24 protein-coding genes and 3 tRNA genes are annotated in these 24,124 nt (G+C 58.2%); 21 read left to right on the top strand and 6 right to left on the bottom strand.

All coding sequences use genetic code 11. The features are described from left to right. Window positions 1–108 precede the first annotated feature (108 nt). The 7 genes from G538_RS0110940 (at window position 109) to G538_RS0110910 (ending at window position 4,929) form a co-directional block, all read left to right on the top strand. Window positions 109–1,044, top strand: coding sequence for a methyltransferase domain-containing protein (locus G538_RS0110940; protein WP_245566854.1), 936 nt, complete (start codon window positions 109–111; stop codon window positions 1,042–1,044). A 63-nt stretch (window positions 1,045–1,107) separates the two neighbouring features. Beyond that, window positions 1,108–1,893, top strand: a complete 786-nt coding sequence (locus G538_RS0110935) for a fumarylacetoacetate hydrolase family protein (protein ID WP_029069353.1) — start codon at window positions 1,108–1,110, stop codon at window positions 1,891–1,893. A 132-nt stretch (window positions 1,894–2,025) separates the two neighbouring features. After that, window positions 2,026–3,543, top strand: a complete 1,518-nt coding sequence (gene gltX / locus G538_RS0110930) for a glutamate--tRNA ligase (protein WP_029069352.1) — start codon at window positions 2,026–2,028, stop codon at window positions 3,541–3,543. Window positions 3,544–3,545: 2 nt separating this feature from the next. Beyond that, window positions 3,546–4,304: an HAD family hydrolase gene (locus G538_RS0110925; RefSeq protein ID WP_245566853.1), complete on the top strand. Its 759-nt coding sequence runs from the start codon at window positions 3,546–3,548 to the stop codon at window positions 4,302–4,304. A gap of 151 nt (window positions 4,305–4,455) precedes the next feature. Then, a tRNA-Gln gene (locus tag G538_RS0110920) sits at window positions 4,456–4,527 on the top strand. Window positions 4,528–4,571: 44 nt separating this feature from the next. After that, window positions 4,572–4,644, top strand: a tRNA-Glu gene (locus G538_RS0110915). 212 nt (window positions 4,645–4,856) lie between these two features. Further along, window positions 4,857–4,929, top strand: a tRNA-Glu gene (locus G538_RS0110910). 87 nt (window positions 4,930–5,016) lie between these two features. Here G538_RS0110910 and G538_RS0110905 read toward each other — a convergent pair. After that, window positions 5,017–5,748 carry an IclR family transcriptional regulator gene (locus tag G538_RS0110905; protein WP_029069350.1) on the bottom strand — a complete coding sequence of 244 codons (732 nt, stop codon included), beginning with the start codon at window positions 5,746–5,748 and terminating at the stop codon, window positions 5,017–5,019. Between the two features lie 109 nt (window positions 5,749–5,857). Between G538_RS0110905 and leuC the strand changes: the two genes are divergently transcribed. The 5 genes from leuC (at window position 5,858) to G538_RS0110880 (ending at window position 11,313) form a co-directional block, all read left to right on the top strand. Beyond that, window positions 5,858–7,297 carry a 3-isopropylmalate dehydratase large subunit gene (gene leuC, locus G538_RS0110900; protein ID WP_029069349.1) on the top strand — a complete coding sequence of 480 codons (1,440 nt, stop codon included), beginning with the start codon at window positions 5,858–5,860 and terminating at the stop codon, window positions 7,295–7,297. 20 nt (window positions 7,298–7,317) lie between these two features. Further along, window positions 7,318–7,980: a 3-isopropylmalate dehydratase small subunit gene (leuD, locus tag G538_RS0110895; RefSeq protein WP_029069348.1), complete on the top strand. Its 663-nt coding sequence runs from the start codon at window positions 7,318–7,320 to the stop codon at window positions 7,978–7,980. A gap of 181 nt (window positions 7,981–8,161) precedes the next feature. Continuing rightward, the gene (gene murA / locus G538_RS0110890; protein WP_029069347.1) at window positions 8,162–9,481 is read left to right on the top strand and encodes a UDP-N-acetylglucosamine 1-carboxyvinyltransferase; all 1,320 of its coding nucleotides are present in this window, start codon (window positions 8,162–8,164) and stop codon (window positions 9,479–9,481) included. Between the two features lie 54 nt (window positions 9,482–9,535). Continuing rightward, window positions 9,536–10,276, top strand: coding sequence for a lysophospholipid acyltransferase family protein (locus tag G538_RS16375; RefSeq protein WP_051196986.1), 741 nt, complete (start codon window positions 9,536–9,538; stop codon window positions 10,274–10,276). Continuing rightward, window positions 10,273–11,313: an NAD(P)H-dependent glycerol-3-phosphate dehydrogenase gene (locus tag G538_RS0110880; protein WP_029069346.1), complete on the top strand. Its 1,041-nt coding sequence runs from the start codon at window positions 10,273–10,275 to the stop codon at window positions 11,311–11,313. Before G538_RS16375 ends, G538_RS0110880 begins: the two co-directional genes overlap by 4 nt. Window positions 11,314–11,374: 61 nt before the next feature. Here the strand turns inward: G538_RS0110880 and G538_RS16370 are convergent, their stop codons facing one another. Next, on the bottom strand, window positions 11,375–12,631 hold the full coding sequence (locus tag G538_RS16370) for a trans-sulfuration enzyme family protein (RefSeq protein ID WP_245566852.1): 1,257 nt from the start codon (window positions 12,629–12,631) through the stop codon (window positions 11,375–11,377). A gap of 42 nt (window positions 12,632–12,673) precedes the next feature. On the opposite strand from G538_RS16370, the gene G538_RS0110870 reads away from it, so the two are divergent. Further along, window positions 12,674–13,834, top strand: a complete 1,161-nt coding sequence (locus G538_RS0110870) for a D-alanine--D-alanine ligase family protein (RefSeq protein WP_029069345.1) — start codon at window positions 12,674–12,676, stop codon at window positions 13,832–13,834. 66 nt (window positions 13,835–13,900) lie between these two features. Here the strand turns inward: G538_RS0110870 and G538_RS0110865 are convergent, their stop codons facing one another. Beyond that, window positions 13,901–14,383: a DUF3515 family protein gene (locus G538_RS0110865; RefSeq protein WP_029069344.1), complete on the bottom strand. Its 483-nt coding sequence runs from the start codon at window positions 14,381–14,383 to the stop codon at window positions 13,901–13,903. 67 nt (window positions 14,384–14,450) lie between these two features. Between G538_RS0110865 and thiL the strand changes: the two genes are divergently transcribed. Beyond that, window positions 14,451–15,461 carry a thiamine-phosphate kinase gene (thiL, locus tag G538_RS0110860; RefSeq protein WP_245566851.1) on the top strand — a complete coding sequence of 337 codons (1,011 nt, stop codon included), beginning with the start codon at window positions 14,451–14,453 and terminating at the stop codon, window positions 15,459–15,461. A gap of 30 nt (window positions 15,462–15,491) precedes the next feature. On the opposite strand, the gene G538_RS0110855 is transcribed toward thiL, so the two are convergent. Together G538_RS0110855 and rpmB are read right to left on the bottom strand one after the other, a co-directional pair. Then, window positions 15,492–16,013: a GNAT family N-acetyltransferase gene (locus G538_RS0110855; RefSeq protein WP_029069342.1), complete on the bottom strand. Its 522-nt coding sequence runs from the start codon at window positions 16,011–16,013 to the stop codon at window positions 15,492–15,494. A gap of 232 nt (window positions 16,014–16,245) precedes the next feature. Beyond that, the gene (rpmB, locus tag G538_RS0110850; RefSeq protein WP_029069341.1) at window positions 16,246–16,437 is read right to left on the bottom strand and encodes a 50S ribosomal protein L28; all 192 of its coding nucleotides are present in this window, start codon (window positions 16,435–16,437) and stop codon (window positions 16,246–16,248) included. A gap of 409 nt (window positions 16,438–16,846) precedes the next feature. Between rpmB and G538_RS17465 the strand changes: the two genes are divergently transcribed. The 3 genes from G538_RS17465 to rsmD are packed head-to-tail and all read left to right on the top strand — an operon-like array spanning window position 16,847 to window position 21,249. Continuing rightward, on the top strand, window positions 16,847–18,376 hold the full coding sequence (locus G538_RS17465) for a DAK2 domain-containing protein (protein WP_169514116.1): 1,530 nt from the start codon (window positions 16,847–16,849) through the stop codon (window positions 18,374–18,376). 32 nt (window positions 18,377–18,408) lie between these two features. After that, complete coding sequence (locus tag G538_RS0110840) at window positions 18,409–20,667, top strand: ATP-dependent DNA helicase RecG (protein WP_051196984.1); 2,259 nt, start codon at window positions 18,409–18,411, stop codon at window positions 20,665–20,667. A gap of 18 nt (window positions 20,668–20,685) precedes the next feature. Beyond that, window positions 20,686–21,249 (top strand): 16S rRNA (guanine(966)-N(2))-methyltransferase RsmD, encoded by a 564-nt coding sequence (rsmD, locus tag G538_RS0110835; protein ID WP_029069338.1) that lies wholly within the window; start codon window positions 20,686–20,688, stop codon window positions 21,247–21,249. An 87-nt stretch (window positions 21,250–21,336) separates the two neighbouring features. On the opposite strand, the gene G538_RS17460 is transcribed toward rsmD, so the two are convergent. Continuing rightward, the gene (locus G538_RS17460; RefSeq protein WP_051196982.1) at window positions 21,337–22,056 is read right to left on the bottom strand and encodes a GNAT family N-acetyltransferase; all 720 of its coding nucleotides are present in this window, start codon (window positions 22,054–22,056) and stop codon (window positions 21,337–21,339) included. A gap of 67 nt (window positions 22,057–22,123) precedes the next feature. Here G538_RS17460 and coaD point away from each other — a divergent pair, with 67 nt between their 5' ends. The 4 genes from coaD to rpmF all read left to right on the top strand — a co-directional run bounded on the left by coaD (window position 22,124) and on the right by rpmF (window position 24,093). Next, complete coding sequence (coaD, locus tag G538_RS0110825) at window positions 22,124–22,606, top strand: pantetheine-phosphate adenylyltransferase (RefSeq protein ID WP_029069337.1); 483 nt, start codon at window positions 22,124–22,126, stop codon at window positions 22,604–22,606. Between the two features lie 71 nt (window positions 22,607–22,677). Next, a complete protein-coding gene (locus tag G538_RS0110820) occupies window positions 22,678–23,181 on the top strand; it encodes an ATP synthase subunit B family protein (protein WP_051196980.1) in 504 nt (167 codons plus the stop codon). 112 nt (window positions 23,182–23,293) lie between these two features. Then, complete coding sequence (locus G538_RS0110815) at window positions 23,294–23,896, top strand: YceD family protein (RefSeq protein ID WP_051196978.1); 603 nt, start codon at window positions 23,294–23,296, stop codon at window positions 23,894–23,896. 2 nt (window positions 23,897–23,898) lie between these two features. Continuing rightward, the gene (gene rpmF / locus G538_RS0110810; protein WP_029069334.1) at window positions 23,899–24,093 is read left to right on the top strand and encodes a 50S ribosomal protein L32; all 195 of its coding nucleotides are present in this window, start codon (window positions 23,899–23,901) and stop codon (window positions 24,091–24,093) included. Window positions 24,094–24,124 lie beyond the last annotated feature (31 nt).

Raw genomic sequence — 24,124 nt, 5'->3', positions numbered from 1 at the left:
ACGATACTACTTTCAGTGGGGGCGTTGCGGCTGTGGGCCTGTGATCTGCGTTTGTACAGTGCACAAGGAGAAATGCCCATCCACATCGTGAGAGAGGGGGTCCATTATGTGGCAAACCCTTCTAACGTCGACCTCATGAGCAACACGGCGACTAACGACCTAGCAGTGAGCATCGTGGCAGCAGGCAACGCTGCCACGCACTCCGCCCCTGGGTCCGACCACAGCGACCAAACGCAAGAGTCGGAGTCCTACACCCACGGGCACCACGAATCGGTGCTGCGCTCCCACCGCGCCCGGAACATCGCAAACTCCGCCGCGTACCTCACCAGCTACCTCCGCCCCGGGCAAACCATGCTTGACGTTGGCTGCGGCCCCGGAACACTCACCATAGATCTGGCGCGAGCCCTAGCCCCAGGGCAAGTCACCGGTGTCGACGCCGCCGATATTGTGCTGGAATCAGCCCGCGCGCTCGCAACCGAACAGGGCGTTAACAATGTCACGTTCGCTCAAGCGAACGTGTACGAGTTGCCATTTGACGACGGCAGTTTCGATATCGTCCACGCCCACCAGGTGTTGCAGCACCTTTCGGACCCTGTCAAAGCAATCAACGAGATGCGGCGGGTCACCGCGCCAGGCGGCATTATTGCAGTACGTGATGCCGACTACGGTGCTATGACCTGGTACCCGCCCAGTGAAGGCTTGACCGAATGGAACATTTTGTACCACGAGGTCACCAGTGCCTATGGGTATGAGGCCGATGCCGGGCGGCGCCTGCTGTCCTGGTTCCGTGCCGCGGGCATCGACGCCGAAAACATCCAACCGTCAGCCGGAGTGTGGTGCTACGCCACACCAGAATCCCGCGAATGGTGGGGTGCGCTGTGGGCGGAACGGTGCGTCGCATCGAACTTCGCCGTACAAGCCAGAGACGCCGGCCTCGCTGACGACGTTGCCTTAGAGGACCTCGCCGAAGAATGGCGCACCTGGGCAGAGCAGCCCGACGGGTGGTTCATGATCCCCCACGGTGAAATCATCGTTCACGTCTAATATGCGCAGCAGGTGTCGTGACCATCACCCGCATGGAGGCGGGGCATGCACTAACCTGACAGTGTGCGTATTGCGAGATTTACAACAGGTGACGACCCACGATTCGGTTTCCTCCAGTCAGACAATGGCAAAGAGTACATTGCTGTTTTGAGCGGAGACCCCCTCTACACGCCCATCGCGCCAACGGGGGAACGCATCGAACTGACTGACGGTGTCAGACTACTTGCCCCCGTCATCCCACGTTCCAAAGTAGTGGGAGTAGGGCGTAACTATGCGGACCACGTGCGTGAAATGGGCAACGACATGCCCACTCAGCCACTCCTGTTCCTGAAACCCAACACCTCAGTAGTGGGCCCAGATGATCCGATCGTCCTGCCAGCATTCTCCAACGAAGTGTCCTACGAGGCTGAACTAGCCGTTGTCATTGGCCGCATGACCAAAGATGTCACCCCAGAGAACGCCCACCGGCACATTTTGGGGTACACCATCGCCAACGACATCACCGCCCGTGATGCACAACGAACAGACGGTCAGTGGGCGCGCGCTAAAGGGTTCGACTCCTCATGCCCAATCGGCCCATGGATCGAAACAGACCTCAACACCGAATCGCTGAGCATCACCACCACAGTGAATGGTGAACTGCGCCAAAACGGCAACACCGCTGACATGATCTTCGACATCCCATTCCTGGTGTCATACATCTCCGAAGCATTCACCCTGCTGCCAGGAGACATCATTCTCACCGGAACACCAGCAGGCGTTGGAGAACTCAACCACGGTGACCGTGTTGAATGCTCCATCGACGGGCTAGGGACATTAGGGAACATCACGATCCGTCGCGATGCCTAGCTTAAAAAAATGATGCGCTGCACCAACCAAGCACAGCAAAAGGCGCATCTGCCCCGCCCGCCACACGCTTCATGAACACTAAACACTGAACATTCCGAACCACTGCGACAACGAGAGAACACACTCAGCGCTATGACTGCCACCAACGCACCTGTCCGCGTCCGGTTTTGCCCATCACCCACGGGAACACCCCACGTTGGGTTGATTCGTACAGCCCTGTTCAACTGGGCCTACGCACGCCACACCGGCGGAAAACTCGTGTTCCGCATCGAAGACACCGACGCTGAGCGTGACTCTGAAGAAAGCTACCAGCAACTCCTCGACGCGCTCACCTGGTTGGGCATGGACTGGGACGAAGGCGTTGAAAAAGGTGGACCGCACGGCCCATACCGCCAATCACAACGCGCCGAGATCTACCAAGACGTCATTGCGCGCCTCAAAAACGGCGGCTACATCTATGAGTCATACTCCACTCCTGAGGAAATCGAAGCGCGCAACGTCGCCGCAGGCCGTTCCAAAGCCATGGGATACGACGGATACGACCGCACACTCACCGACGAGCAAAAAGCAGCGTTCCGTGAGCAAGGGCGCGAACCCGTATGGCGTATGCGCATGCCAGATACTGACGTCGCGTTCTACGACCTTGTCCGCGGCGAAGATGTCACCTTCAAAGCCGGTTCCGTGCCCGACTATGTTGTAGTGCGCGCCAACGGTCAACCGCTATACACACTGGTTAACCCAGTGGATGACGCGCTGATGGAAATCACCCACGTGCTCCGTGGTGAAGACCTGCTGTCCTCCACCCCACGGCAAGTAGTGCTCTACCAAGCCCTCATGGAACTGGGTATCGCAACATTAATGCCCCAATTTGGGCACCTGCCTTATGTCATGGGTGAAGGCAACAAGAAACTCTCCAAGCGAGACCCACAGTCCAACCTGTTCCACCACCGCGACCGCGGGTTCATCCCAGAAGGGTTGCTGAACTACCTGGCGCTCCTCGGATGGTCTATTGCCGCCGACCGCGACATCTTCACCATGGACGAACTAGTTGCAGCCTTCGACGTGAAAGACGTACTCTCCAACCCTGCACGCTTCGACCTGAAAAAAGCTGAAGCGATCAACGCCACGCACCTACGTTTGCTTGAAGCCAATGACTTCCGCGGCCGCCTTGTGCCGTACTTGCACACAGCCGGTGTTGTCAGCGCTGATAGCTTCGACGCATTGACGCCGCGTGAACAAGACATCCTGACTGCTGGTTCTCCGCTCGTCCAAGAACGTATGACCCTGCTCGGCGAAGCGCACGGCATGCTCGGGTTCCTGTTCACCGCAGACGCTGACCTGACGTACGACGAGGAATCGCTGGTCCAAGTCAACAAAATTGAGCAACGTCTCGACATTCTCGACCGCTCTATCGCACTGCTTGAAGGGCTCGACTCCCTCGAAAACCCGCACGATGTGCAACAAGCGTTGCGTGCTGTTCTCGTCGATGAACTCGGGGTGAAACCACGCCTCGCATTCACCCCACTGCGCGTCGCAGTGACCGGGCGACGCGTGTCACCGCCGCTGTTTGAGTCCATGGAAATCCTCGGCCTCGAATCATCCCTCGCCCGCCTCAAGGCGTTCCGCGCCTACCTGGGAGAAAATGCGTGATTGTGGGTGACCACATTGAAGGCGTCCTGCTGGATATCGACGACACACTCGTTGATACGCGGGGCGCCTTCACCCACGCCCTGGCAGCGGTACGGGTGCACTACTTGCCGCACATTCCCGACAGTCAGCATGGCGAGATAGTTGCTATGTGGCGAGCTGACGCGAACGGCCACTATGGGGCGTATACCCGCGGGGAACAAACTGCCGATGAGCAACGGATGGCACGAGCTAACGAATTGCATGCTGCTTTCGGCGGCGCACCACTTGATGCTGCCGCCTTTGAGGCATGGAACAACACGTTCATGACAGCTTTCGCTGCCGGGTGGAAACCCTTCCCCGAGGCACGCCAGGTAGTGGACCAACTCCGTGAACATGGGTACCGAATCGGTGCACTCACGAATGCAGGTGAGGAACTGCAACGCCGAAAAATGGCGTTGTGCGGGCTGGAAGACGTAGACATCCTTGTCACTCTTGACACCTTCGGTGTCGGTAAACCGGATCCACGTGTGTTCCACGAGGCCGCGCGAATGCTCGGCACACAGCACCAACATACCCTCTATGTCGGTGACGAACTTGATGTCGATGCCCGCGGAGCGAAGGCTGCCGGACTGCGCGGCATATGGCTAGACCGCCCAGGAACGCGGCGTGGGGGAGTGCACGTTGAAGATCGACACGTAGCGCTCAACGAAGGCATCCCTGTGATCTCCGCGCTCAACGAGTTATTTACCCACCATGTACTGGGCGAGAGGAAGGCCACCTGAAACGGGTGACGTAATGCAGGACACGTCTATTCGATTTGGAATAGGGCTTCAACCTCAGGTAGTGTTTTCGTTGTTGACAGCGCGGGAAACCGTGCAGACCTCATGAAATTGCCGCAATAAGGTTGATTTCACGCCAAAAGGTTGCAGTCAATGGGGTATGGTGTAATTGGCAACACAACGGTTTCTGGTACCGTCATTCTAGGTTCGAGTCCTGGTACCCCAGCTCAGTTCAACACTTTGTGCAGGAACTGAACGGTAAACACTAAGGCCCCCATCGTCTAGCGGCCTAGGACGCCGCCCTCTCACGGCGGTAACACGGGTTCAAATCCCGTTGGGGGTACAACACACAAGCCATCTGGTATTCACCAGGTGGCTTTGTTGTTTCCGCCTGATTGTATTCGACCTGGCCGGTTGGCCACATTGTCCGGGCCCCCGCTCACCATAGGCGCAGATCCAATGTGGGCAGTGTCATACCTAGTCAGCTTGCATCGGTAGCCTTCAAGCACGGTAAACTAACGAGGTCGCGCAGCACGCTGTGCGATAAAAGTTCAGGCCCCCATCGTCTAGCGGCCTAGGACGCCGCCCTCTCACGGCGGTAACACGGGTTCAAATCCCGTTGGGGGTACATACAGCAAGAGGCTGGAACTCACTTGAGTTCCAGCCTCTTGCTTTACCCCTCAACAACCATGGAGTTTACTCGCGCGGTACACGGTTAGCCGCGTGATTCTTCCGATGCCCGGCGTAACACCTCAGTGAGGCGGTTCGCGGCGGCAACAACGGAACCTGCGTGAAGTCGCCCTGGTTGACGGGTCAACCGCTCAACAGGACCAGAAATAGACACTGCGGCAACAATGCGCCCCGATGGGCCACGTACCGGTGCCGACACTGAAGCCACTCCCACTTCACGTTCAGACACCGACTGTGCCCAGCCGCGCCTACGGACACCAGAGAGTACGGTAGCGGTGAATTTGGCGCCTTGAAGCCCTCTGTGGAGACGGTCAGGCTCTTCCCACGCCAACAGGACTTGCGCAGCTGAACCGGCCTGCATTGTCAATGTTGCCCCCACGGGGATGGAGTCGCGCAGCCCGACTGGTCGTTCTGCTGCGGCCACGCAAATGCGTTGGTCGCCTTGACGGCGATACAATTGAGCACTCTCACCAGTGTGGTCTCGCAGTGCAGCGAGAACCGGGTTGGCGGCAGCGAGCAGACGGTCTTCGCCTGCTGCTGTGGCTAGTTCGTTCAGGCGTGGACCAAGGATGAAGCGACCCTGCATGTCACGGGTGACGAGACGGTGGTGTTCCAGTGCTACTGCCAGGCGGTGGGCAGTTGGGCGGGCGAGCTGTGTGGCGGCAACCAGTTGCGCCAAGGTGGCAGGCCCGGCCTCCAAGGCCCCTAATACTGCGGCTGCTTTATCGAGTACGCCGACTCCACTTGAGTTGTCCATGTATTGATATTGCAGTCTCAACCGTTGAGAATGCAAGTAGACTCTCCGAAGGAAGTTCAAGACCGTTCGCTGCAGCCCCAACACGCAGCGGTTGATGAGAGGAAAGATCATGGCCGGTACCCTGGCGGAAAAAGTATGGGAAGCGCATCTTGTGCGACGTGGCACAGAGGGCTCCCCGGACCTGCTCTACATTGATCTCCACCTCGTTCACGAGGTCACCAGCCCTCAGGCATTCGAAGGGCTTCGCCTCGCTGGACGCCCTGTACGGCGCCCTGACCTCACGATTGCCACCGAAGACCACAACACCCCCACCCTGAACATCGACCGTCCGATCGCAGATCTCACCTCGCGGACGCAAATCGACACCCTGCGAAAGAACGTTGAAGAGTTTGGTGTTCGCATCCACTCACTCGGCGACGCAGACCAAGGAATCGTGCACGTCGTTGGCCCGCAACTCGGCTTGACAATGCCCGGCCTCACCGTTGTGTGTGGCGATTCTCACACATCGACTCATGGGGCGTTCGGGGCGCTCGCCTTCGGAATCGGCACCTCAGAGGTTGAGCACGTACTCGCAACCCAGACACTTCCGCTGCAACCCTTCAAAACCATGGCGATCACCATAAAAGGTGATCTACCTGAGGGGTCAACGGCCAAAGACATCATCCTGGCGATCATCGCAAAAATCGGGACCGGTGGCGGCCAAGGCTACGTGCTGGAATACCGCGGAGAAGCGATCCGCAAACTGTCGATGGAAGGTCGCATGACCATCTGCAACATGTCCATCGAAGCAGGTGCTCGCGCAGGAATGATCGCACCTGACGAAACCACCTTTGAGTACCTCAAAGGTCGCCCACACGCACCAGAAGGTGCCGACTGGGACGCAGCCGTCGAGTACTGGAAAACACTGCGCACCGAAGACGACGCAGTGTTCGATACAGAGGTTGTCCTCGAAGCGAAAGACATCGAACCATTCGTCACCTGGGGAACCAACCCAGGGCAGGGGTTGCCACTGTCCGCAGATGTTCCCAACCCCGCTGACATTGCCGACGAAAACGAACGCGTCGCAGCTCAGCGAGCACTGGAATACATGGGACTCACCGCTGGCACCCCACTACGTGAGGTCAAGGTCGACACCGTGTTCATCGGCTCCTGCACAAATGGTCGCATTGAAGACCTCCGTGCCGTCGTAGACATCATCAAGGGGCGCACCAAGCACGACGATGTCCGTGTTCTCGTCGTGCCTGGCTCAGCCCGAGTCCGCCTCCAAGCAGAAGCAGAAGGTCTGGACCAAGTTTTCAAAGACTTCGGCGCAGAATGGCGAAATGCCGGGTGTTCCATGTGCCTGGGGATGAACCCAGACCAACTCAAACCAGGCGAGCGCGCAGCATCAACCTCGAACCGAAACTTCGAAGGTCGCCAAGGTAAAGGCGGACGCACCCACCTGGTGTCACCACTGGTCGCAGCAGCCACCGCGATCCGTGGAACGCTTTCATCCCCGGCAGACCTTGAACCTGCCACAGCATCTGAACTCGTCGGCGCTGGCGCCTAACACCGGATCTGGAGAACACCATGGAAAAGATCAACGTACACACCGGAGTTGGCGTCCCACTGCGCCGCAGCAACGTCGACACCGACCAGATCATCCCCGCCGTTTACCTCAAGCGGGTCACCCGAACCGGATTCGAAGACGCCCTGTTTTCTGCGTGGCGCAATGACCCGGACTTCCTACTCAATCAAGACGCGTACAAAAACGGCTCAGTGTTAGTTGCGGGACCGGACTTTGGTACCGGTTCATCCCGTGAGCACGCGGTATGGGCGCTCAAAGACTATGGCTTCCGGGTAGTACTATCCTCACGCTTTGCGGACATCTTCCGAGGCAACTCTGGAAAACAAGGCTTGGTAGCAGGTATTTGCGCCCAAGAAGACATTGAATTGCTCTGGAAAATCCTCGAAGAAAACCCCGGCACAGAACTGACCGTGTCCCTCGAAGAGCGCACCGTTACCGCTGGTGACGTCATTGTTCAGTTCCAGATCGATGACTACACACGGTGGCGTCTCATGGAAGGGCTTGATGACATCGGCCTGACACTCCAACACGAGGCAGACATCACTGAGTTTGAGTCTCACCGTGCTTCCTGGCGGCCAACCACCTTGCCAGCGAAGTTTGAACCAAAGCAGCACGTCGAAGCGGCACGGCCCGTCGATGAGGAGCAAGAGCAGCCAGTCGGTTAGCCAACCACCCGGGTTGAGAGGGCATCGTGAAGAACTGCCCACCGGTGTAGGTAACCGGTACCAATCACGGTAATGTGGGGTCGCGCGGAATGCGCGGCCCCACATCTGTGTTCGACCAAGAGGGGTTGTGGCACGACACCCCCGTTCAGCAACACGGTTCAAGATAGGCGACGATTACTCCATGACAGACCTCCTCTACGTCAACGGCGGAACACCACTCAACGGGACCATTCGCGTCCGCGGAGCAAAAAACTTTGTTTCCAAAGCGATGGTTGCAGCACTGCTAGGCGAAACGCCTTCAGTACTTCGCAACGTCCCTGAGATCCGTGACGTTCACGTTGTTTCCGGCTTACTCCAACTTCACGGAGTGTCAGTTGACTACGACGTCGAGGCCGGAACGCTGGCTCTGGACCCATCCAACGTTGAATCAGCGCACGTTGCTGATATCGATGCGCACGCTGGCTCCAGCCGCATTCCCATCCTGTTCTGTGGGCCGCTCCTGCACCGCCTTGGTGAAGCGTTCATCCCCGACCTGGGAGGCTGCCGGATCGGTGACCGCCCAATCAACTACCACCTAGACATCCTGCGTGCCTTCGGTGCGCACGTGGACAAGCGCCCACACGGCATCTTCTTGTCCGCACCAAACGGCCTCAAGGGAACCAAGTACCAGCTTGCGTACCCATCAGTCGGTGCCACCGAGCAGTTGTTGCTCACCGCAGTACGCGCTGAGGGTATTACCGAGCTGTCCAATGCGGCGATCGAACCCGAGATCATGGACCTCATCAACGTCCTCCAAAAAATGGGCGCGATCATTTCTGTGGACACTGACCGTGTCATTCGGATCGAAGGGGTATCTAAACTCAACGGATACTCGCACACCGCACTAGGGGACCGTATCGAAGCGGCCTCGTGGGCTTCAGCAGCTCTCGCAACTCGCGGTGACATCTTTGTTGAAGGTGCTTCCCAACCTGAAATGCTGGCTTTCCTCAACACTTTCCGCAAAGTTGGTGGAGAGTTCGAGGTGAAGGATGACGGTATTCGGTTCTTCCACCCTGGTGGAGACTTGAAATCCATTGTTCTGGAAACAGACGTTCACCCCGGTTTCATGACTGACTGGCAGCAGCCTCTCGTAGTTGCCCTCACCCAAGCCAAAGGCTTGTCGATCGTCCACGAAACGGTCTACGAGAACCGTTTCGGCTTCACACAGGCACTGCGCGGCATGGGCGCACAAATCCAGGTGTATAAAGAATGCTTGGGTGGCCGAGACTGCCGCTTCGGTCAGATGAACTTCAAACACTCTGCCGTCATTGCCGGGCCCACTCCGCTCACCGCAGCGGACATTGAGGTTCCTGACCTTCGTGGTGGGTTCTCTCACCTCATCGCGGCGCTTGCTGCCGAGGGGCAATCCAAGGTGCGCGGTATCACTCTCATTGACCGTGGTTACGAGAACTTCATGGGCAAGTTGGAAGCACTCGGCGCAAAGTTCGAGCTCGCTGACTAACCACAGGGTGTTGTCTGGGTCTAGTCACCGCACCAGAAGCGGTAATCTGGTGCGGTGACTGAGACACAAACTCCCGCTCCCCGCGCCGGGAAGAACGCCACCTACCGTTTCGCTGCTCTCGTGGTGAAACCTGTGGTGACCCTAATGTTCGCAAAACGCTGGTACGGCACACAGAACATTCCACAAGAAGGCGGCGTCATTGTTGCCGCAAATCACGCCTCCTTGCTGGACCCGCTCACCGCAGCGCACTTTCTGTACAACGCCAACCGCCCACCACGCATCCTCGCGAAGGAATCACTGTGGAAAGTGCCCTTCGTCGGGTGGATCTTGCGTAAAACAAACATGATTCCCGTGGCTCGAGGTTCCGCTGAGGCGTCTCGTTCTTTAGAGACTGCCCGTGAACGCTTGGACCAGGGGTTTTGTATTGCTGTTTTTCCTGAAGGTACGTTGACTAGGGACCCAGAAGGTTGGCCGATGCAGGCCCGCACCGGGGTGGCCCGCCTCGCGTTGCAATCACGTAAACCCGTCATCCCACTGGCACAGTGGGGCGTGACAAAGGTTCTTCCACGAGGTGGCAAGTTCCCCACCATCATTCCCCGGCAAACTGTGCACATCAGTGCAGGACCAGCCGTTGACCTGTCGGACCTCTATGACAAACCACTCGACTCTGTGGTTCTCCGGCAAGCCACAGATCGCATCATGCAAGCAATCACGGACCAAATCGCTGAAATCAGCGGTCAGAGCGCACCCAACGGGTTTTATAACCCACGAACCGGCACCAGGGAGCCCCAATGAAAGCCACCGTTTTAGGGATGGGAGCGTGGGGAACCACCTTTGGTCAGGTACTTGCTGACGCTGGGGTGAGTGTCACGTTGTGGGGCCGCGATGAGGCTACAGCCCAGGAGATCACCACAGCGCACACCAACTCTCGGCGCCTACCGGGGGTGACGTTACCAGAGGCAATTACTGCCACCACAGATGTTGAAGCAGCGTTGTCCGGTGCCGACTTGGTGGTTGTTGCAGTGCCGTCCCAATCAGCGCGCACCATTCTGAAACCTCTTGCTGCGCTGCTACCCGAGCAAGCAATTGTGGTGTCGCTGATGAAGGGCGTGGAGCTGGGTACTGACCAGCGGATGAGTGAGGTGCTTGCTGAGGCGCTGAACATCGACCACCAGCGTGTTGTTGTCGTGTCTGGTCCTAACTTGGCTGCCGAGATCGCTGCCCGTCAACCGACCGCAACAGTAGTTTCTGGGACCAACCCTGATGCGGTGTTGACGGTGGCGACTGCCTGCTCAAACACGTATTTCCGCCCGTACACCAATGCTGACCTCATCGGTGTGGAGCTGTGTGGGGCTGTTAAAAACGTGATTGCTGTTGCGGTGGGTATGGCTCAGGGCCGCGGTTTTGGGCACAACACCACCGCCACAATCATCACTCGCGGTCTTGCAGAAATGACTAGGCTTGGGGTGCAACTTGGAGCGGACGTTGAAACGTTCCCCGGCCTTGCGGGGATGGGTGACTTGATGGCGACCTGTGCGTCTCCGCTGTCACGTAACCACACGCTGGGTAAGCACATCGGTCAAGGGAAAACGTTGGCTGAGGCTGTTGAGGCCACTGGTGGAACGGCAGAAGGCGCAAAATCGTGTCGTAGTGTGCAAGAGCTATCACGCAGGGTTGGTGTTGAAATGCCGATCACTGACGCGGTTGTCGCGGTGCTCAACAATGGCATGCCCGTTGATGAGATGACGCGGGCGCTCCTCTCACGCCCGCAGAAAGCTGAAGGCGTCGACGCGCAGCCAGTCGACCACCAATCAACCGGCGGGAACGCTTAAGCCACATTCGGTCGTTCAGCGGGTGCTGCCACAATGTGTGGCAGCACCCGCTGAACAATTGTTACGCGGACTCGCTAGTGATACGGCGAAGAGCCTGATCCAGGTCAGCCCACAAATCCTCAACGTCTTCAATTCCGACACTTAAGCGAATGAGGTTCTCTGGGACGGTGAGGGACTCCGTGGTGAATCTACGCCGCCGTTCCAGGGTGGATTCCACACCACCGAGCGATGTGGCTGGCGTCCATAGAGTTAGGGCGTTAATCATGCGGTCCACGCTGTGGGCGTCACCAGTGGGCTGAATAGCAATGATTGCGCCGTAACCGGACATGGTTGCCGATGCGGTAGCGAACCCTGGGTCTTGCGGCAGACCAGGGTAACGAACCTGGGCGACCTGTGGGTGCTCAGCGAGTCGTTGAGCCAACACCATTGCATTGGCTCCTGCTGCGTTAACCCGCAGTGACAGTGTCCGTAAACCTCGCAGCGCCAACCACACTTCTTGCGGGCCAGCAATGGCCCCGTGCAGAGTTCTGTAGTTGTGGACCAGAGCGCGGCGCTGGTGGTCTGCCGCGCAGACCACCCCAAGAACCACATCGGAATGCCCGGCGAGGTATTTCGTGGCTGAGTGCACTACGTAGTCTGCCCCGTGGCTTAGTGGCTGTTGCAGGAGGGGAGTAGCGAAGGTGTTGTCCACAACGACGGTTGCTCCTGCTTGGTGAGCCGCAGCGATGAGTGTGGGTAGGTCAGCGACTTCCAGCATGGGATTTGTGGGAGATTCAATGAGGAGCATGTGTGCCCCGTTGAGAGCTGATAGCACTGCCGGTGTGTCATCGATATCCACTTTGATGACCTGCACGCCGTGGCGTTTGTGGAGGTCCTCAGCGAAACCCAAACTGACTTGGTATGCGTGTCGGGGGACCACGAGGGTCCCACCGTCGGGCACTTGGCTGAGTACGGAGGCGAGGGCGGCCATTCCTGAACCAAAAACAACGCCGGGCACAGGAGCGCCTTCTAGGGCTGCTACTGCTTCTTCAAAGGGATGCCACGTTTCGGTGTCGATCCGGGTGTAGAGCAGTTCATTGGGGCCTGGGGTGCCCGTTGAGACATAGGTTGAGGACAGCACGATGGGTGGGTTGACTGGTGCGCCTTGGTGGCGTGGTGGGCGCCCAGCTGCAACCGCCTGGGTTGCTGGGTGCCAGTGTCGGACATCGTGGGTGGCATCGCCGTGATGAGGGGCGACACCGTCATGGTTACTTGAACCCATAGTGGGCGGGGGAGTTTGTGGTGTTGTGGGTGTGAGATTGTGCTGTTCTCCGGTCATACTGATGAGGTTACGTCCGTAACTCCGGTAAAGTCGCACCCGATGGAAAACATGTCCACATCTCAGACGCGCGAGCCTGAACAGGCGAACAGCGCAGCCCCCTCCCGCACCCGAGTTCTTGTGCTCTTTGGTGGACGCTCAGGGGAGCATCCAATTTCGTGTATCACCGCAGCAGGTGTGTTGCGTTCCATTGACCGCGACCGTTTTGATGTTGTTGTTGTCGGGATTACCTTGGCTGGCCGGTGGGTGTTGGCAAGCGACAACCCTGATGAGGTTGCCGGCGGTGGAGAACTACCGCACGTTGTGGATAACGGTACTGAGGTGATCTTGCCGTTTGCCTCCGGTGACAATGAGTTGCGAGTTATTCGTGATGGCAGGGTAGAACCTGTTGGCCGCATCGATGTGGTTCTTCCACTCCTGCATGGCCCGTTCGGTGAGGACGGAACACTGCAAGGGATGCTCGAACTTGCCGATTTACGCTATGTCGGTGTGGGTGTTCTTGGTTCAGCTGTTGGTATGGACAAGCACTACATGAAGCTTGTTTTTGAGGGCCACGGGATACCAGTTGGCCCGTACACAACAGTTTTCCCCGGTGACTGGCAGAGTAAACCCGATGCTATCCGTGCGCAGGTCACTGAGTTGGGTCTTCCGGTGTTCGTGAAGCCTACTCGTGCTGGTTCGTCACTGGGTATTTCCAAAGTGTCTGACATCGCTGATCTTGATCAGGCGATGGCTGAAGCGTTGAAACATGACCCGAAAGTCATTATTGAAGCGGGCCTTGAGGGGCGTGAGATTGAATGCGCCGTGTTGGGTAGCCACGGTTCGGCACCAACACGGGCGTCGCTTCCTGGTGAGATTACGATGACCGGTCAAGAGCACGAATTCTACGACTTTGAAGCGAAATATCTTGACGATGCGTCTGCTCAGTTGAGTTGCCCGGCTGATCTCCCCGACGATGTTATTGCCGCTGTGCGTGAGGTAGCTGTTGATGCTTTCGAAGCGGTCGGCGGCGAAGGATTGTCCCGCGTGGACGTTTTTGTGCAACCAAACGGTGAGATCGTGGTGAATGAAATCAACACGATGCCTGGGTTTACACCCATTTCCATGTACCCGCGCATGTGGGAGCGTTCTGGGATGCCTTACACCCAGCTCATCACTGAGCTGATTGAGTTGGCGTTGGAGCGTCCTTTGGGTTTGCGTTAACCCACAACAATTTCGCGTCGTTCACGGTGCGGGTGACCATGCATGTCATGGTCACCCGCACTGTTGTTAGCGGCAGAACTCTGTTTGTTCGATAGAGGTGACAGCGCCAGCAACATCGACGAGTGCGCCAGTGGGTTGCAGTTCTTTGAGGGCTTGTGGAACCTGCACCATGACAGCGGGGTTACGCCCGTAGGTGGTGAAAATCCAGCCACTGTTGTCTGTTGTTGCTATCCAATCCACTGTTGAGGCCACACCGAACGTGTCGGTGGTGATGGATTGGCAGTCTTCTTGGGTGGGGGCTGGTTGTTCAACACCGCACGTGACGACGACAGCGCGTTGGGGTTCTCCCCACGCTGCGGTGCCTTGTGCAGTGACCTGCGCACGTTCTTGGCCGAGGACTTCATCGGGTAAGGAAAGGATCACTGTTGCGCAGGCGGGATCGGCCGCGTTGGGGCCTGGTGCGGTGGATATTGTGGTTGCGCATCCGCCCAACAGGGCAACCGCGAGTAGGAGCCCACCATGGCGGGGAAGGTTTTGAGCCGTTGTCACGTGTCCACCCTAACGGGTTCGCAAGAAGCGATGGTCGGGCGGTAGTGTGACGTTCGTGGAGCCACTGGTGCGTGATGTTGATGAAAATGGTCTGTTGCAGCGTATCTTTGCGCGCATTGACCCTGGCGGTATGACGATCCTTGGGGTGGGGGATGACGCTGCCGTTGTGCGCGCCCCCGATGGCAGGTTTGTGGTGTCTACTGATGTGCTGGTGGAGAATCACCATTTCCGCCGTCAGTGGTCTACCGGGTATGACGTGGGGTGGCGTGCAGGGGTGCAGAACCTTGCAGATATCGCTGCAATGGGGGCCGTTCCGACAGCGGTTGTTGTTGCCTTGGGGCTGCCGCGAGATCTTCCTGTGCGGTGGGTTGAAGAGTTCTTTCTAGGCCTCAACCAGGTGTGTCAGGACGTTGGTGCGGCGGTCGTGGGCGGGGATCTGTCGGGTTCGCCAGTAGTTTTTGCTTCAGTGACAGTTCATGGGGACCTTCAATACCGTCATCCTGTGGTGCGCTCTGGTGCGCGCCCTGGGGATGTTGTTGCTCATGCAGGGAACCGTGGCTGGTCAGCTGCTGGGTTGGCGGTACTTTCTGAAGGCGGGGAGTTTCAGGCAGGTTCTGCTGTTGCTCGTGCTGTTGACCTTTTTTTGCGCCCTGAAGCGCCGGTGAGTTGCGCGGTGGCAGCGGCAGAGTCAGCAACGTCGATGATGGACGTGTCTGATGGGTTGCTGCGTGACGCAACGCGCATCGCTGAAGCATCAAGTGTGGGGTTTGTTCTTCAGGATCCGTTGAATGTGTGGACTGATTCTACCCTTGGTGAGGTTGCCACTTTTGTGGGGCAGGAACACTCTCAGGGCGCTGCGCAAGCTACAGCACAGTTGCCGAACCTGGTCCACACGTGGTTGCTGACTGGGGGAGAGGACCATGGTTTCCTCGCCACATTCCCTGCAGGCAGCAAACTTCCACCACACTTTATGGAAATTGGGCGTGTGGTGGAGCAGGAGGTGGGCCAGCCCAGAGTGCACGTGGAGGGTGTGGACACCGTAGGTTTGCACTCTGGGTGGGACCATTTTTCCTCGTGAATTGCCGGTGAGGTTAAGCCGTGAAAACTGTTATTCTGTTGCTTTTTTGCGGTATCGCAGGGCGGTGAGGTACTCGTCGCCGTAGTTTTCGATGCGTTCTACGCTGTCGTGAGTGAAACCGTTACGTTCGTAGAAGTGACGTGCCCGGTCATTCTTTTCGAACACCCACAGAGTCATTGACGCCCCGTTGGTGAGAAGAGAATCCACGTGACGCATCAGTTCCTTTGCCACGCCTAACCCCCACGCTTCAGGGTCGAGGTACATGGTGAACAGTTGCAGGTCGCCGGGTTCAGCATCTTCATCGCGTGCTGGACCGACTGAAGCGAAACCTAGGGCGCGCCCATTTTCTGCGATAAAAACGGTGGTGTCGTCCATTGAAAGGACGTCAGACCACATGGCTTCTTTGTCAGTGACACTTAAATGGTCAAGGTATTCATCAGAGATGTAACCGCTATATGCCTGACGCCAGGACATGACATGTATGTGAGCTATTGCCGAGGCGTCTGGTAGTTGTGCTGATCGCACCGTAATTGTGTCGTATTCCTCTACCATGTGTCCACCTTGCCACGTTGTGTCGGTCAGGGGAAGGGTACTTCTCCGTCCCCTCCAGTCTACGGTGACTACGGCGGGGCAACGATGGTGAACACACGCTGTGTGCTAAAGCATGTGTTGTTCTGTGAACAGGTGGACGGACCCTGTTAAAAGACGACATAAAACAGGAGCGGGATCATCCTGAGATGATCCCGCTCCTGAAAAACTCGTGCAGCACATGCCGCCAACAACATCAGATGTTGCGGGTGACCTTGCCGGCCTTAAGGCATGAGGTGCAAACGTTGAGGCGCTTTGGGGCGCCCTTGACGATTGCGCGAACGCGCTGGATGTTTGGGTTCCAACGGCGCTTCGTGCGCACGTGCGAGTGCGAGATGCTGTGCCCGAAGCTTGGGCCCTTTGCGCAGACGTCGCAGATAGCAGCCACGGTCTCTCCTGGTCGTCGTGCACGTCGCACTTCTGCGACGGCGAAGTCATTGTGTCTTGTTGCGAAGTGTTGATCCTCGCTCCACGCTGCCAGAAGGCAACCATGTGAAACGCGCACACCTCGACGTGCCCAGTGGGCAACTACACAAGGTTAGCCGATACCGCGAGCAAACCCCAAATATAGTTGGCACGATCTACGTCACGTCGTGACTGTGGACTGTTCATGTTCGACAGCTGAACCACGGCGCACACCAGCGTGACTGATCACCATTGGGCCCACTTAGTTTACCCAACATCAGACAAGACACCAGAGCGCCAGCACAAGGTGACACGTGAGATCGGCCACGATGCGCCGCGTGTCAGGTGGTGCTACTACTGTTAAATCCACCACCGTCAACCAAGGAGGGCACATGTCGAACGATGCCCTGCCCGCACTGCACCTGACCACAGAACAGGCGATTCATTGGTTTGAGCTCTCCGTTGCGGCCTTGAAAAGAGCCCGCCCGGCACTTGACCAAGCGAACGTGTTTCCCATCGCTGACGCTGACACGGGAACAAATATGTTCCTCACGTTGACCCACGCAGCTGCCCCGCAACCAATCACCGCGCGGGCGACCAACACACAAACCGTCGATGCTCTGCTAAACGATGTGGCGCATCGGGCAGTCCTGAGTGCGCGAGGTAACTCCGGTGCGATCCTTGCGCACTACCTCAGTGGGTTCGCGCGCGGACACCACGCTGGGGGAGTGGCAACAGCACTAAAGTATGGTGCCAGCCAAGCCCGAGACGCAGTGGCTCACCCTGTTGAGGGAACAATCCTCACCGCCGCTGACGCTGCCGCACATGCTCTCGACGCCCACAAGGACCGCCCCATAGCGGACGTGCTCCACAGTGTTCGCCAAAGCGTCTACCACGCCTACGAAAATTCCGAACACGACCTACCCGCCCTCGCAGCGCGGTCTGTACGTGATGCTGGAGCATGCGGTTTCTACCTTGTCATCTCAGCGCTCATCGACGTACTCGCACCAACCAACGCCACCGACAATGGTGAAACCCCACGCGCAGAGACGTTCCCCGAAGACACCCTGCGCACAGGGGCGCACCACACAGAAACACCCCAAAACACCACGGAACACGGTGTCGACCACGGTCAACACACCAATGACATCAGTGACACCGAATACGAAGTCACCGCCCTCATGCACTGGAAAGCCCAACCAACAACCCACGAAATCAGCGCCCTGCGACGGGCCATGGCTGACCGTGGAGACTCCCTCGTACTGGCGATTTCCCCCACCTCGCCAAGCGTTGGGCCCCTCCACATACACACCAACAACCCAGCAGACATCATCACCCTCTGCCACCGCACAGCCGACACCGTCAGCCACATCGCCGTACGCAACCTCCACAACCCACAACTCGCCGCAACAGCACCCGTGGTCCTCAGCCGCTCACCCCACCTAGTGCGCGACCTCGCCCGGAGTGCCGCAACAGTCATCATGGCCGGTACCAGCCCACTCACCGCAGACGAACTCAGCGCGCTCCTACCAGACACCCCACAGCAACGCATCATCGCCAACGCACGCAGCATCGACGAAAACCTCACCCAGACCTACCCGCACATACACCTCCTCACCAACGACCTCGACGTCGCCACACACCTCACATATGCAGACTACGGAGAACAACAACACAGCGGCGAACACTCAACCCACCACACCTTCACCCCCACAAAACCACCCACCCCAGAACAACTCACAGACATCATCCAAGGCCTGCCCGCCCACACCACAGCACTCCTCCTGCACGACACGCACTTCCCCACACACCACCAACGCACCATCCACGACAGCCTCACCCACCACGGCATCACCACTACCGTGATACCCAGCGGCACACCATCAAACACCGCAGACCTCACCCTGACGTGGAACACCTAACCGCCACAACACCACCGCACCAAGGACCAACCATGAGCACGCCGGCGCCGCCCACAGACAGCGACCTCAACGCCCAACCCTTCCTGGAACGCCCCCTCAGCAGGCTGCTCGGAACCAAAAGCGCAACCCCACTCGCCAAACTCGGCCTGCACACCGCACACGACCTCCTCCACCACCACCCACGGCGCTACGCAGAACCAGGTCGCCTCACCGACGTCACCGGACTCACCGAAGGCGAACACGTCACCGTCATGGCGCAAGTACTCAGCGCCACAACCCGCACCATGCGCTCACGAGCAGGCGCCCTCTTCACCGTCACCGTCACCGACGGCAACCACCCCCTCACACTGGCGTTCTTCGCCAAACGAGCAGGCGCCCTCCGCATCCACGAAGACAAACTCCGACCAGGACGCGTCGCCCTCTTCACCGGCACCGTGCGCGACTACCGCGGCGAACGCCAACTCACCCACCCCGACTACATCATCATCGGCGAAGACGCCCACGACAAAGCCCAAGCCCTCGACGAAGCCGCACGCCCCATCCCCATCTACCCCGCCAGCGCATCGGCCCCCACTTGGCGAATAGAACGGGCAGTCGCCACAGTCCTTGGCCAACTACGCCCAGAAGACCTCACCGACCCCCTCCCCACTGAACTCCGCCAACGGCAACACCTGCTCAGCGCCTACGACGCCATGACAAAAATCCACCAACCTCGCACCGACACCGATTGGCACTCAGCCCGCCACCGCTTCCGAGTTGAAGAAGCCTTCGTCATCCAATGCGCACTCGTACAACGCAGACACCACAACGCCCACCTCCAAGCCACACCACGTACCCCACACACCGGAGGGCTCCTCGACGCCTTTGACGCCCGACTACCCTTCACCCTCACCGACGGACAACGCACCGTCGGCACCGACATTGCCGCAGACCTCACCAAAGCACACCCCATGCAACGCCTCCTCCAAGGAGACGTCGGCTCAGGAAAAACAGTCATCGCACTACGCGCAATGCTCCAAGTCATCGACGCAGGCGGCCAAGCAGTACTCCTCGCACCCACCGAAGTCCTCGCCACCCAACACCTCGCCACCATCCGCGAACTCCTCGGCCCACTAGCCAGCGCCGGAATGCTCGGCGCAACAGACAACGCAACATCCGTCGTCCTCCTCACCGGATCACTACCCACCGCACAACGCCGCCAAGCACTCCTCGACGCAGCCAGCGGAGCAGCCGGAATCATCGTAGGAACCCACGCAGTCCTCTCCGACAACGTCAGCTTCGCCGACCTAGGCCTCGTCGTCGTCGACGAACAACACCGCTTCGGAGTAGAACAACGCGACGCCCTACGCACCCGCGCAAACACCATCCCCCACATGCTCGTCATGACCGCAACCCCCATACCCCGCACCGTCGCCATGACAGTCTTCGGAGACCTCGACATCTCCACCCTCAATGACATGCCCGCAGGACGCGCAGGAATCACCACCCACGTCGTCCCCAGCACCAACGACACCTGGATGAACCGAGTCTGGGCACGAATCCGCGAAGAAATCGACGCAGGCCGGCAAGCCTACGTCGTTTGCCCACGCATCAGCGACACCACACCCGAAGAACAACCCACCCCCCAACCAACCACCGACACCCTGCTCGACATCCCCGAAACAACCACCACCCGCACCCTCACCAGCGTCGAAGAAACAGCCCAAAAACTGCGCGACATGCCACTCTTCGCCGACATCGCAATAGCAACCCTCCACGGCGCCATGAACGCAACCGACAAAGACCACGCCATGACAACCTTCGCGCAACACACCACCCCCATACTCGTCGCAACCACCGTCATCGAAGTCGGCGTCAACGTCCCCACCGCCTCCACCATGGTCATCCTCGACGCAGACCGATTCGGCATCTCCCAACTCCACCAACTCCGCGGACGAGTAGGCCGCGGCACCGACCCAGGCATCTGCCTCCTCGTCGCCCCACCCGACCCACAAAGCCTCGCCCACCAACGCCTCACCGCAGTCGCCTCAACCACAGACGGCTTCGCGCTCGCAGCAATGGACCTCGAATTACGAAGCGAAGGCGACGTTTTGGGGGCGGCGCAGTCTGGGCGAGCAAGTTCGTTGCGTCACGTTCGAGTCATCAAAGACCATGATTTGATCCTCCAAGCTCGTCACGATGCGCAAGAACTCATCGCGCAAGACCCGCAATTACAGGGCTATCCCCACCTACGCGATGCGATCAACGACTACGTTGGTGCTGAACGTGAGGAATACCTAGACCGCGCCTAGAACCAGTAGAATCCTGCAGTGACCAGAATCGTTGCGGGCCAGGCAGGGGGCCGGGTGCTGCGTGTACCACCACGTGGGACCCGACCGACAAGCGAACGGGTACGAGAGGCAGTGTTCTCTCGGCTCGAGCACTACGATGCCCTACGAGATACAAAAGTGCTGGACTTGTACGCGGGATCTGGTGCGTTAGGGCTCGAAGCGGCATCCCGTGGTGCCCGCGAAGTGGTGCTCGTTGAAGCGCACCGGCAAGCAGCAAATATTGCTCGAGCGAACGCTCGCGCGTTGGGTTTTGACACAGTCACTGTGCGATGTGACCGTGCAGAAGATGTTGCGAAGCAAGCGACTTCCCCCGGGTGGGACGTGATCTTTGTTGACCCACCATATGACGTCGCTGAAGACTACTTGGCTGGCGTGTTTGAGTCACTTGTTCCGCATGTTGACCAACGTGCAATCATCGTCATTGAACGGTCAGCTCGCAGCCCAGAACCTAAACTGCCTCAACAATGGCGCTTGATCACCACAAAAACGTATGGTGAAACAGTTATTTACTACGCGGAACCAGAGCTCCCACAAGCACACTGACGTGTGCCCCGCTGTCTGCGCGGCACATCGTGTGGGGCTGGCTCTGTGGTTCGGTGTAGTTGGTAGACGTCTAACGATTAGTGCTGTTTACAGCACAGCATCTTCTGTGTCGAACAATCCCACAGGCACCCGGTCAATGTCGTGTGATTCCCACAACCGGACAGCATCGCCCGCAACAGATTCGGCCACCCGAATTGCGGGGCCGAAGCCTTCAGGGCACGTGTCAACAATTTCTCGCCGCAGCGCAGCGCGCAGTGGCCACGCGATGATGCAGTCGTCATCAATGAACGCTTCGGGGGCTACCCAGAGGGTGACGAGCATGAGTGCAGGGACGGGGGGTTCGCCCTCGCGGATCGCAGGTTGGAAGTAAGGGATGTCGAGGATACGCCCACCATGGCGGGCGTAGAAACGCATCCGTGCTGCAGGGTCGCCGTGGTCCTCTGATGAGGGGTGGTAGTTCGGGTGTTCGACTTCCGCCAAGATCATGGTGGGGGAGAACTCCTGCTGCCACCGTGCAAGCGCACAATCGAGGAGTTTGCCACCGATCCCCGCGCCGCGTAAGCCGGGTTGAAGGGCAAGGTAGAGCAACATCATGACACCCTCGTGGGTGGGCATTGTTCCTACAGCGCCGGCAACAATATTGTCATCCTCAATGACGCCGATGACATGGAGGAACTGGTTTGTGCAGGCCTCAAGAAACTCGTCATGTGTGACTAGTTCAGTTTCCGGAAACGAGGGTCGCAAAACGCGCTCGTAAAATGTGGAGAGGTCTTGAGGTGACTCGAGCACCGCGAAAGGCAAGGTCATCATCCCATCGTGCCGTTGTGGCAATTGTTTCTGCGCCTAGTGAAGGCGTTTCCATTACCCTTGCAGAGTGACTATAGCCGTTTGTTCAGGAAGTTTCGACCCCATCACGTTGGGCCACCTCGACATCATCACGCGAGCAGCAGTGTTGTTTGATGAGGTCATTGTTGCGGTGGCGCATAACAGTGCAAAGACAACGCTGTTTGACCTCGCTGCCCGGCTTGAGTTCGCGCAAGATGCTGTACGAGAACTCCCCACTGTGCGGGTTGAGGTTGTGGACGGATTAATCGCACAGTTTTGTCGCGTTCACGGGGCCGATGCGCTGGTGCGTGGGGTGCGTTCTGCGGGTGACGTGGATAGTGAGTTAGCGATGGCTGCTATGAATCATCAGGTAAGTGGGGTAGATACGGTTTTTCTGCCCGCACGTGGTGAACACGGTTTTCTCGCATCGTCACTGGTTAAAGATGTTGCACGCCATGGTGGTGATATATCTACTTTTGTGACCCCGATGGTGGCGCATGCTTTGGTGAATCGTTTCAACATCACGCGGTGAACATCCCGGCAAGGGGACGCGTGCAGAGTTAAGGTGGTCTTCGGTACTGCAGGGCGAGGAGCGAGGTAGCGATGACTGACAGTTCACACCCCGAAACTTTTGTGGAAGGTGAGCAGCTGGGGGTTCCAGCGCTGCTCGATGCGTTGACCGATCTCGTGGAGCGTGCTCGAGCGATGCCGATGTCTTCGTCGGTGTTGGTAAATCGCAACGAGGCTCTTGACCTGCTTGATGAGTTGCGCGAGCAGTTGCCTACGCAACTTACCCGCGCTGATGAAGTCCTGAGTGATGCGGGTAGTGTCCTTGACGACGCCCGTGATGAAGCTGAACGAATCGTGGCGATGGCTCGTGAGCGGGCTCATGCGTTGGTTGCGCAAGAGGAAATCGTGCGCCAAGCTCAGGAACAGGCTCAAGGAATGGTTGCTGCAGCACAGCATCATGCGGACCAATTGCGCCATGAAGCCGATGATTATTGCGACCGACGCCTTGCGGAATTTGAGATTGATCTTGGCAAATTGGTGACTCAGGTGCAGGCTGGGCGCGCAAAATTAGGTGAACGGTTAGCCGATCACAACTAGCGACGCCACCCGAACGCTGTGTTTGGTATCACCTGCACGGGAGGTTCAAGATGCTTGGGCTCCTTGAGGAACTGGCGTAAGATTAATCGTTGGCTTGCTGGAAGGTGAGCCAATGGTCTCTACAGTTCATATCAGTCTCAATCTTGAGGAGTACATCATCAGCATCAATCCGCGTTCGCCGTTTGTGCTCGATGTTCTGGAGCTCAGCCGTCGTCCCGGGGTAATGCGTGAAGTGCATCTTGACCTTGAGGCTCCGGTGAGTTGTGGAACACCAGTAATGAGCATTCCCGAAGGCGACAAACTCACAGTTGATGTTCGGCTGGAGTCGGTTGTTGAAGGAGTTCTTGTTTCCGGAACTGTCAGTGGTGTTGCCCGTGGGGAATGCGTGCGGTGCTTGGATGAAGTCGTTGAGGATATCTCGACGTCAATCCAGGAACTGTATTTCTATCCTGACCGGGCTCAGCTCGCGGCAGAGGACGGCGATGAGAGCAGTGAAGTTGTTGTTCTAGAGAACAACGAAATCGATTTGGAGCCTCTGCTTCGCGATTCCGTGGTTTTTGAACTACCATTTCAACCGTTGTGTTCCCCGGACTGTCCGGGCTTGTGCTCCGAATGCGGAGTGCACCTGGCAGATGAGGTGGATCACGCACACGACAATGTTGACCCTCGGTGGTCGACGTTACAGACCTTGTTAAACGAGACGAAAGAGAGCTAGCCGTGGCTGTTCCAAAGCGCAAGATGTCGCGCGCCAACACCCGTGCGCGCCGTTCGCAGTGGAAGGCAACCGCAGCGAACCTCACTACATGCCCGCAGTGCAAGGGCAACAAGTTGCCACACATTGCGTGCCCTACGTGCGGTTCCTACAAAGGCCGCCAGTACGCAGAGGCGCTGCGTTCCCAGCACGCTGAGTGATGGGTTAATCACCACATCACACGAAGGGTAA

This window comes from Jonesia quinghaiensis DSM 15701, from assembly GCF_000423205.1.
GTDB lineage: Bacteria > Actinomycetota > Actinomycetes > Actinomycetales > Cellulomonadaceae > Jonesia > Jonesia quinghaiensis.
This window is presented reverse-complemented; position numbering and strand designations above follow the sequence as displayed.